4 protein-coding genes are annotated in these 9,839 nt (G+C 46.3%); 1 reads left to right on the forward strand and 3 read right to left on the reverse strand.

Annotated features, from left to right (window positions below; translation table 11 throughout):
- Positions 1–27: 27 nt before the first annotated feature.
- The 3 genes from JGK22_RS11685 to tnpA all read right to left on the reverse strand — a co-directional run bounded on the left by JGK22_RS11685 (position 28) and on the right by tnpA (position 8,412).
- The gene (locus JGK22_RS11685; RefSeq protein ID WP_293186112.1) at positions 28–5,505 is read right to left on the reverse strand and encodes an AAA family ATPase; all 5,478 of its coding nucleotides are present in this window, start codon (positions 5,503–5,505) and stop codon (positions 28–30) included.
- Positions 5,506–6,182: 677 nt separating this feature from the next.
- The gene (locus JGK22_RS11690) at positions 6,183–7,514 is read right to left on the reverse strand and encodes an ATP-binding protein (protein ID WP_293150090.1); all 1,332 of its coding nucleotides are present in this window, start codon (positions 7,512–7,514) and stop codon (positions 6,183–6,185) included.
- Positions 7,515–8,004: 490 nt separating this feature from the next.
- Positions 8,005–8,412, reverse strand: coding sequence for an IS200/IS605 family transposase (gene tnpA, locus JGK22_RS11695; protein ID WP_293186113.1), 408 nt, complete (start codon positions 8,410–8,412; stop codon positions 8,005–8,007).
- 277 nt (positions 8,413–8,689) lie between these two features.
- Here tnpA and JGK22_RS11700 point away from each other — a divergent pair, with 277 nt between their 5' ends.
- Positions 8,690–9,706 (forward strand): transposase, encoded by a 1,017-nt coding sequence (locus JGK22_RS11700; RefSeq protein ID WP_293198897.1) that lies wholly within the window; start codon positions 8,690–8,692, stop codon positions 9,704–9,706.
- Positions 9,707–9,839 lie beyond the last annotated feature (133 nt).

The raw sequence follows: 9,839 nt of genomic DNA on the forward strand, positions 1-9,839 counted from the left end.
ATCCGTCAACCGCCAACAATCAAATGACTAAAACTGAGGTTTTGCGACCACCCCGTCGCAGAGACGCCGATCGCGATCGCTCACATTAGGATTAGTTCTAAGATAATCCCCCACCCAATCGCAGCCCCTCACCAGCAAATCATCAAGATCCAAATTCCACAAAATTACCCGATTATCCTTGCTAGCAGAAGCCAGAATTTTCCCATCCGGGCTAAAACTCAAGCCCATCACACTATCCTTGTGACCCGTCAAAGTTTTCAGCAACGTCCCGCTGCGGCTCCACAACTTCACCTTATGATCGTAACTGCCCGAAGCAACCAACAAACCATCCGGGCTAAAACCCACGCTAGTCACGCTGTCGCTAGAACCCTTCAGCAACGTCGCTACCAAAGTTCCGTCCACCTTCCACAGCTTCACCGAATTGTCGTAACCAGCCGAAGCCAGCATTTTGCTATCAGGGCTAAAAGCAACCCCCAACACAAAACTATTGTGAGCCCCTTCAAAAGTCCTCAGCAAACCACCGTCCCGATTCCACACTTTGACAGTGCCGTCATCGCTTGCAGAAGCCAACATCGAACCGTCAGGGCTGAATGTCACCCCAGTCACCCAGCCTTTGTGTCCCGTCAAAGTCTTAATCAACCTGCCCTGTCTCGTCCAGAGTTTCACAGTCTTGTCCTTGCTCGCCGAAGCGATAATCTCGCTGTCGGGGCTAAAATTCACGCTCATCACGCTGTCGCCGTGTCCTTCGAGGGTAAACAGCACAGAAGGCGAACACGGAAATAGCGGCGCCGAAGGACAAGGGAGACTATTACTCGTCGCATCTTTGTTCAGACTCCAGACTTTCACCGTTTTGTCGTAACTCCCAGAAACCAGTAGCTGTCCGTCGGGGCTGAAATTGACGCTGGCGACTCTCTGAGTGTGTCCTTCCAAGGTTTCGAGCAAAATCCCCGTGCGGCTCCAGAGTTTGATAGTTTTGTCCGTAGAAGCAGAAGCCAGCTTTTGGCCGTCGGGGCTGAAAGTAACGCTTTGCACCCGGTTTTGGTGTCCGTCGAGGGTTTTGAGGGGCACATCATCGAGCCGCCAAAGTCGGATAGTTTTGTCAAAACTTGCCGAAGCCAAAGTTTTGCCATCCGGGCTAAAACTTACCTGAGTAACTCGATCGGCGTGTCCCTCAAAAGTTCTGAGCAAACGACTGTCCGGTTTAATATTGCTAGCATCCGTTGGACGTTTGTCGCCAACACCAGCCAGACTCCAGAGTTTGACACTCCCGTCTGCGCTTCCAGAAGCAAGTGTTTTACCGTCGGGGGAGTAACTGACACCAAATACCCACTTGCTGTGTCCCCGCAAAGTTGTTAGCAGTTCGCCCGCCTTTGCCTTGGCTGATTTTTTTCGGGCTGGGTATTTTATGGCAGCGATGCTCCAGATTTTCACCGTTTTGTCTTCACCGGCACTGGCGATCGTTTCACCGTCGGGGGAAAAACTGACCGTGTAAACTTTGGAGGGTTTTTTGTTTTCGCTGTGCCACAAATTAGCGATTAACCTGCCGTCAGCATTCCACAGTTTTACAGTGCCGTCATCGCTCGCCGCAGCGATGATTTTACCGTCGCGGCTGAAGCTGATCCAATTTATGGGAGCTGGTTGTTCGATCGTTTGCAGCAACGTACCGTCGGTTTTCCAAATTTTGATAGTTTTGTCTGTAGATGCACTGGCGATCGTTTGGCCGTCCGGGCTAAAAGCAACAGTGGTAACGCTATTAGTGTGTCCCGTTAAAGTGGTTAACAAAGTGCCGTCTGTTTGCCAAATTTTGACAGTTTTATCTAAACTTGCCGAGGCGATCGTTTTATTATCGGGACTGAAAGTGACACAGGAGACACTGTTAGTGTGTCCTTTGAAAGTAGCCAGCAAACTGCCGTCGCGCCGCCAAAGTTTCACGGTTTTATCTACGCTAGCAGAAGCTATTGTTTGACCGTCTGGACTGAAACCCAGACCCCAAACTACGTCACCGTGTCCCTCCAAGCGGTTGCGTTCTTTGACGCCATAAACTGCCTGCTGGAGGGCAGCAGCAATCAGAATTTCGGTGTCCTTGAGGCTGTGCATTTCTTGGGAGCCTTCGATCTGTCTCCACTTTTTACCCGCTCTCAAACTTTCTAGCATGGCGTCAAATTTGTTGTTTGAAAAATAAAGAGCTTCAGAAGCTGCGGTGAGGGTACTGATTTCGGCTCGCTGAGTTTGAGCGACAGCTAGCTGTTTTTGACCGACTGCCCGCCACCAAAAGTTGACGGCGGCGATCGTGGAACTCGTTAGCAATAGGACGCCGATCACTGCTACTCCTAGCATTTGTTTGAGAAAAGTATTGGCTCGGTAGAGCTGTGCTTGACTCATCTTTTTGTCGGCTTCTGCTTTGTGGAGTCTGGCTTCTAAGCCGAATCTTTGGCGGATCGGCCGCACTAAATAGTCGTGTACCAATTGATAGCGGTCTTCGGGCGATTCCCGCAGCAGAAATAGCAAACCGTGACCGACTAAAATGTCTAAAATCAAGTCGAGGTTGTCGGTTTTCTTTTGTCCGCTTTCTGGTTCTTTTGCGAACTGTCGCTGTAGGGAAATTCTGCCTCTGCTGCCGATCGCCAATAATTCACTTTCGCCCCCATCTGCCGGCTGCTGGCCTGTCACTAAGGACAATTCGTTTTTGGTTTTAATCAGCCTCACGCCTCTTTCATCCGTCAGGGAAAACAATATTTTCCAAGCTGCGTCTTCGTTAACCAGGCCGCAGTCAGAGATCACTCCTTCGAGCGATCGCTTCACTAATTCTGCTTTGGGATTGGCGCCCAATTGCTGGTATTGTGCTAGAGTCGTAATACCTTCTTCTTGCAGTTGCGCTCCTACTACCTGCAATTCGATCGGTCTCACTTCTTGCAGTTCGTCTGCTAAATCTTCGACGAAGGCATCGATCAGTGCCGGTTCTAAATAATATTCTGCCCGTTTCGTTAAGTGTCCGATCACAGCCCGCGCGTCTTTTATTGAAAAACTGCGTAGTTGGTAGCGGATGCTTTTGTCGAGAATATTATTGTTAATGGCGTCGAGATCGGGGAAGCGATCGCAGTCGAGCAAATAGTGCAAGTAATCTTCGCGCAAGCACAGAATTATCTTGACATAAGGCAGGTTCAAAAACAAGCGCAAAAAGTTATAAAAAAGTTGTCTTTGTGCCACTGAAGTCGAAACAAAGAAAAATTCTTCAAATTGATCGAAAATTAGCACAGTTAACAAATTATTTGTGGCATTTTCGCGCAACTGCTCTATAATAAAAGAAGAAGTTTCCGAGCCGCGTTCTGGAGAAATAGAGCAACTGCTTTTGTGGATTTCCTTTAGTCCTTGAGCGATTAATTGCGTTTCATCTTCGGCTTGTTTGTCGTACAGCGCTCCGTTCAAAGCGTTTTCTAATTCCACCAGCCAGTCGGTGTAAACTTTGATAACTACTGGCAAGGCATCCCGCGCGCCCGGAGTAATATTTTTCAAAGCAGGTACTAAGCCGGCATTGACTAGAGAACTTTTTCCAACTCCGCTGGGCCCGTGAATAATAGTTAATTTATGATCGTCCCTGCTAATTCTTTCGAGCAATCTATTGATATCTTTTTGGCGGGAATAAGCTGTCATTTCCGCTGCGATCGCAGCTTGATTTTGAGCTGAGGGGCTCGAAGGATTGACAGCTTGACGCTGCTGTTGCAATTGGCTGGCTCCGATAAAAGCTCTAAATCCGTATTGATACTCGATCGATCGCTGGGTTTTTTTAATCCGGAAAGCTTTGAGATACTCTCCCTGCTCGAAATAAACCGCTTGGAGTTCTGTCAAAATATCGATGTAAAGTCGGGGGTCGTACTTGGGCTCGCTTTGATTTTGAGCCAACTCCAAAGAATGAACCGCCGCTTCCCACTGACCTAGCTCCCGCAAACTTCGGGCTAACAGTAAAAGATACGAACTGCGATCGGATTTGGGATGTTGGATTTTAGATTTGGGATCGTTACTGAACTCGTTAGTACCCACGAATTCTGGATAATTTCCCGCAAATCCCAATCTCAAATCTTCAATCAACAATCTTAAATCATTAGGTGTTTGATCCAAAATCGCCAAAGCCAACTCGGCTAGCTGGCGGGCTTGACTCCACCTGGACTGTTGCAGGGCAACTTCAGCCAAAAACCCGTAATCTTGAGCTAATTGGCTGGGAGTACCGTAGGTGAAGTGCAACTGCAAAGAATTTTCAGCTAATGCTTGCAACTCTCCCCAAGCTTTGAGGCGTTGCAGTACCTCTCCGAGGTGTGCTGTCACCTCAGCTACCAATTCTGGGCGATCGGCAAGGGAGAAAGCGTTTCTAGATTGTTCCAGGCTAATCCAAGCTTGTTCCCAGTGGTGGCGGTTGGCTACCGGATTTCTGGCTGCTTGCAATCTGTGACACAGGGCTATGTGAAATAGCACTATGCCTTCTCTCTCTAAAAATAGGATGTTGGGGACAGGATTCGACAATGAGGAGCAGAGGGTCGATCGATTTTCGGCATATTCCCAGTTTGCCAGTTCCCAGTTGCCGGTTTGCTGCTGCCAAAATATTAAGCTTTCTTGGTAATGAATTAATGCTGTTTCAGTTTGGTCGCTGACATAGTAATCTCGACCCAGAACGAATTGCAGGCTGGCTTTCAGGGCGGGTTCTAATTCTTGACCGCGATTTTGTAAATCTCTTAAAGCTAATTCTAGTTCTCGGCGCGACAAAGAGCCGATCGCCAAATCGAGGGTATTGCCCGGACTCAAAGGCGAATACGAGTGGACATCTAATTGTCGTCCGTTTTGCAGTTGAGAGTTAAAGGTGAGAAAGCGTTCTCCGGAGCTAATTTGATGCTCCTGGGCTGGTTTTTCCCAGTCGGTTTCGCAGGCGCAAAAACCTGGTCGGGTGCCGGCTGTACTGCTGCCTAGTTCTTGATTTATTTCGCCTACTTTAAATATAGTATCGGCTTGCTGTGCCAGGAAATTAATTAATTCGTCAACAGCCATTTCAAATTTAATGGTGGCGGCGGCCCAACTTTTGAAGTCCGGGGCCAGACGAATCATTTTGGTCACAATGTCATCTGTTACCCACAAAATCACCGGACAGGAAAAATTTTTGCGAAATTCATCTCGCACTTGATTGGTAGAGGCCATCAATTCGTCGATCGCTACTACTGTTTCCAAACCAAATACCATCAAAGCTGAGGCAGAACCTACAGCCGAAGCCCCGTTCTGAAGCGTGTTTGCCTGGAGGGTAGTGTAAAGGGTTTTGACGGATGCTGGCAGGACGAGATCTTGAATTGGAACTGCGGACATTTCTCGCAGCCGCTGCGCTATGTGCTGCCGCAACTGCTCGTAGTTGCACCGCACCAAAATTAGCGAAAATTGCTGCTGAGACATGGCGATGGACCTTACCAGAGTTTTGAGCGATCGCTCGTTGTAGCTGGCAGTTTCTTGTTGTTTAAGTAGATCGGTCATGCGTGCACCCCTTTTGCAGAAATCAATTACCTAACGATTGCCGATCGTGACGGAAACAGTATCTACTTAGAGATGCCCGTATCGGTCTGGCGCTTTATATCTGTAGGAATACGTAGTTTTTCGTACTTCTCCTATGAATACTTACATAGTCATCAGGTTTAATCTAAAAACATCATAGCTCCCAATCTCAGAGAATGGGAAACTTGACAATAAAAATTAAACCTAGATCAAATATTTTTTAGTCAGCTACAGATAAAATCCTCCATTCATCAATATCAGACAGCTAAATGTATCGATAATACCAGCGACTAGCTATTAGTAAACAATAGGTATATCTGTAGCATATATTTGGAAAAAAGAAAAAAAATTCGTCATGGATGCTCGCTCCAGACTAGGAGCAACGGATCAATACATACCTACCTGGTCTGGCATGGGAGATATGACAGTTGAGGTTGGGGAAATTTATTGTGTGGTGACAAATATTTATGGGGCAATTATATGCGCGGCGTAAAGACCGCATTTAAGAGAAATCAGCCAGTGGGAAAAACCGCTGACTGCGTGCTTATTGGATTGTAGAAATTGGGAGTTTTGAACGGTAAATTTTAAGTTAAATAGTTTCCAATTTACTCGCCGCTAACGGATCTTAGAGTCGAAGAATGCGATCTCAAAAATCCCAACTATTCTTGGTGATTTCGTTGCTGCCACTCCTGATATTTTCTGGTTTCTGCTAGGGCTGGATTGATGCCAAACCAGCGACCTTCTTGATCCCGGTATTCAAAGACAAACATACTTCGCAACAAGATTTGAGATTCTTCTTCGCCGGTTACACTTTGTCGGTTGACGACTTGAAACAACAATTCCCATTCCGTGTCATTGATGGCTCCCAAAAGGTCATCGCGATATTCTTGAATGACGCTTTCGAGGCATTCGCGAGAGAAGGGGGGATCTTCATGTTGCAAACAGCTATACAAAAGCATCAGTAGATTGCGAACATGGCCACCGCTAATCCGGCAAAGCCTGTCTAAAGTTTCGGGAGAGTCAAAGACTTTGGAAATCAAATCGATGCGTTGGGCGGGAGCGACTGTGGGGAAAGCTCTAGCCAATACGAGCTGCCGCAGCAGTGCCATTCCTTCGATATGATCGTCGCCCGATCGCCTCAGCACGGGTACCATCGGCATCACCTTGGGTTTGACTCCAAATCGACTGGCGAGACGGCCAAAGTCGTTAGAAAAAATCAAAGTCAGGGGAATGGTGTAGACGACGTGGCAATTGAGTTTTTTCAACTGTTCGCCACGGTCTAAAAACAGGTATTCTGGCTGGGTGCGTCCGCTGGGTTTGAGTGAGGCGTCGAGGCGATCGAGATTGTCAACAATGACTGCGAGGCCTTTTTTGCCTTGTTGCTTGAGTTCGGCGTTAGCTCTGTCGAGGAGTTCTTCGTTGATCGACTGCAAGATGCTGTTGGTGCGGGGTTCGAGATATTGCCTGAGTTGCGATCGTAGTTTGGGAGAATCTTTAGTTTTAGCAGTAACTCGAGCAATTCCTATAGATAACTCCGCTTCCGCTGACAAATCTATGGGAGTCTGCAAAAATTCTGCCACTTCTGCAAACAAATTGGTAAAGTAGCTCGGTCTGAGTTTAATTTTGGCGGATTCCATCGTTTCGCTGACTTGGCGGGCAATGCTCAGCAAAATATCACTGATGTCTACATCGCCCATGTCCAAGTCTTGGGAAGACTCGAAGTAGACGACGCAAAAACCATCTTGCTCTAGCTCAGCTTTGAGTCGAAACAATTCGGTAGATTTGCCACAGCCGATATGCCCTGTAAATAGCTGACAGGTTGGCTCGTCGGGGGATATCCGGGTGATGGTTCGCTGTAAAGATTCAATGATTTTGCCACCCCGCACCGAACCAAAATCAATGTAGTATTGATAATCTCCTGGGTCTCCCGCGACAAGGGTCTTGCTCGGGTTGCAGGCTTTATAAAATCTGTCTAATTCGAGTGCGATCACAATTGAAGCCGGCTAAAAGTTAAAAGAGTTAATCGAAAGTCTAAACTTTCTTTCGTTGAGTTTAGTTTGATTTGTCACCTTTTGCGGTGTGGGGTAATGCCCTAAATACCCAAACAACCTCTATCTGCTAATCAACCGGACGGCGCGGGAATTTGGAATTTTTAATTAAGAAATTTTAATTACCTAACTGAATCAGTGAATTTACGGATATTTGCCCTGCTTATGGGTAATTTCGCGGGGATCTGGGTGAACTACTCATCGTCAAGCGGGATACCGCTATGACGGGAGCTTCCAACTTCAAGCGGAACAGCATCCAGCAAGACCGAAATCTTACCAGGTTGACTTACATTCCGTCCATTGGCAGTAGCACTGGTTCCCAATGCCAAAATCCGCAAGGCTTCATAAAACTAATACGGGATGCGGGAAACGAGCGAGTCTTTAGACCTGAGAGGGAAGCGACGCTCTTTACTTCAGTCAAGAGTGTTCTTTCTTAATTAGCTGAATGATGCGGGTCTTCTATGTATTTCTTCACCACTTCACTACTGATATTACCTGCTGTACTCACAAAATAGCTGCTCGTCCACAAAGATGGCAGCTTTTTCAGTTCCGGGAATTCCTCCCGCAAAAAACGACTAGAACGACCTTTGAACAACTTAACTACTAAGACAGGGGTGTCCGTTGGCTTGACGGCTACAAACAAATGTACGTGATCTGGGGCCACTTCTAGCGCCAATATATCCCAACCTTTCTCAATTGACAACTCTAGGAAAATCTGACGAGTTCTAGTCGCCACGTCGCCCAATAAAACTTTTTTGTGGCGCTTGGGGATAAAGACAAAGTGGTAGTTTAGTAAGAACTTAACGTGGTTGTGCGTTTTGTATTCGGCAAGTGGCAGCATAAATAGTTTGTTGATACAAATTGACGTATCCACTATACTCGTTTAGAATAAGCAAATCAACCAATATTCAGGAAAACAGAGGTGCCAAAAAAACAAAAAGCAATGGGTGTTCAGCAAGTATTACTGTCACCAGACAAAGAACTTCAAACATTACTAGAATACCTGTGCCGACAATCCAAAAAACTGTAGAACAGTGGTGTATATTTGGCTCGCCAAACTTTTTTTTAAAACAGGAAAGCTGTTGACTGGAAAGTTCGACTTATCTTTTGAGCCGTCAGTGGCAAAATCAATGGTTGCTAAGTCGTTGCCATCAACGCCAATGCAGCAAACATTGATGTCGGTCGCAGAAGCCTTTAAATCTTTTAAAGAATTAAGAGATTTGTATATCAAAGGTCAATTATATTTTAAGCCCAAGCCACCGGGATACCTGAAAGAGCCTAAGTTGTTCAAAGTAGCTTATCCAAACTCAGGGGGCTTAAGACCTAAACTTATTGGTAATCAGCTAAGATTCTCCTTGGGATTGACGGTAAAGCGGTGGTTTGAAGTTTCCGAATTCTTTCTGCCTATGCCGTCAAATCTTGACTTTTCCAAGGTGAAAGAGTTTACGATTCTACCTAAGAATGGTGCTTTTTATCTTGAAACATCTTACGAGGTTGAAAAAGAACAACACAGCCTAGACATCGATCAAGCGTTATCAATTGACTTGGGAACTGCTGACAATTTAGCAGCCTGCATTGATACATTGGGAAATTCTTTCTTGATTGATGCTCGCGCTATGAAAGCAATGAATCAGCTATGGAACAAAAAAGTAGCAACTAGAAAAGAAGGAAAGGCAGAAGGTTATTGGGATAATTGGCTAGACCGCGCAACCCGAAAACGCAACCACCAAATGCGCGATGGCATTAACAAGACCGCGAAGTTGATTGTTAGCCATTGCTTGGAACACAGCATTGGCAACATTGTTTGTGGCTGGAATCAAGGCTTTAAGTCTAATGCTAATATGGGTAAAAAGAACAATCAAAAGTTTGTTCAAATGCCTTTAGGAAAGTTGAAAGACCGATTAAATCAACTGTGTGACTTACACGGCATCAGGTTTATTGAAACCGAAGAAGCATATACATCCAAAGCTAGTTTTCTTGATGGAGACTCCCTACGCAAGTACGGTGAAAAGCCAGAAGGGTGGAAAGCGTCGGGAAGACGAATTAAGCGTGGATTGTATCAGTCTGCCGATGGAACCGTGGTGAATGCAGACCTAAATGGTTCTGCCAATATTCTGAGAGTGCGATTCGTTTAGCTGAAACCCTTGCTATATAAGCAATGCGGAGGATGGCTAGCCAGGGACGACCTGGATAACTGAGTGGAACATGATGGTGACGGAAGTACCCTAGAAACCGAAGTCCATCCCCCCTGGTGCTGGGGTGAAAGCA

It is taken from the genome of Microcoleus sp. PH2017_08_TRC_O_A (genome assembly GCF_020738665.1).
In the GTDB taxonomy this organism is placed as follows: domain Bacteria; phylum Cyanobacteriota; class Cyanobacteriia; order Cyanobacteriales; family Microcoleaceae; genus Microcoleus.

Coding starts and splice junctions, on each gene's coding strand:
- tnpA (WP_293186113.1), bottom strand. CDS start 8,412: ATGCTGCCACTTGCCGAATACAAAACGCACAACCACGTTAAGTTCTTA.
- JGK22_RS11685 (WP_293186112.1), bottom strand. CDS start 5,505: ATGACCGATCTACTTAAACAACAAGAAACTGCCAGCTACAACGAGCGA.